Here is a 458-nt window from a genome sequence, read left to right as displayed (position 1 = left end):
GTGCGCGCCGGTGACGTTGCCGTCGCTGTCTTCCGGGGTGATGACGGGCGGTGCGTCGGCCTGGCCCTGGATGCTGAAGCTGAGCTTGGCGTCGGAGGTGTCGTTGTCGGCATCCTTGACGGTGTAGTTCAGGGTGAAGTCCAGCTTGTCGGTGGCGCCCAGCGCCTGGACGGCCGGCTTGGAGTTGTCGAGCGTGAACTGCCAGGTGCCGTCGGCGTTCAGGGTCAGGGTGCCGTACTGCTCGATGGCGGCCTTCTGGGCATCGGAGACGTTCCAGGTGACGCCGGTGATGGCGTCGGCGCCCTTGACGTCGTTGTCCACGACGTTGCCGCCGAGGGTATCGGCCGCGGCGTCTTCGGTGACGGTGCCGCCGTTGTCGTCCTTGGCCTCGGGCGCGGTGTCGATGATCTGGATGACCAGGTCGTCGCTGTGGGTCTGGCCGGCGAGGTCCTTGACCG

1 protein-coding gene is annotated in these 458 nt (G+C 67.5%); it reads right to left on the bottom strand.

All coding sequences use genetic code 11. The features are described from left to right. Nucleotides 1–458: VCBS domain-containing protein (locus JL37_RS06855; RefSeq protein ID WP_043542884.1), on the bottom strand; the 458-nt coding region annotated here is incomplete at both ends.

This window comes from Achromobacter sp. RTa, from assembly GCF_000757485.1.
Classification (GTDB): Bacteria; Pseudomonadota; Gammaproteobacteria; order Burkholderiales; family Burkholderiaceae_B; genus Achromobacter.
This window is presented reverse-complemented; position numbering and strand designations above follow the sequence as displayed.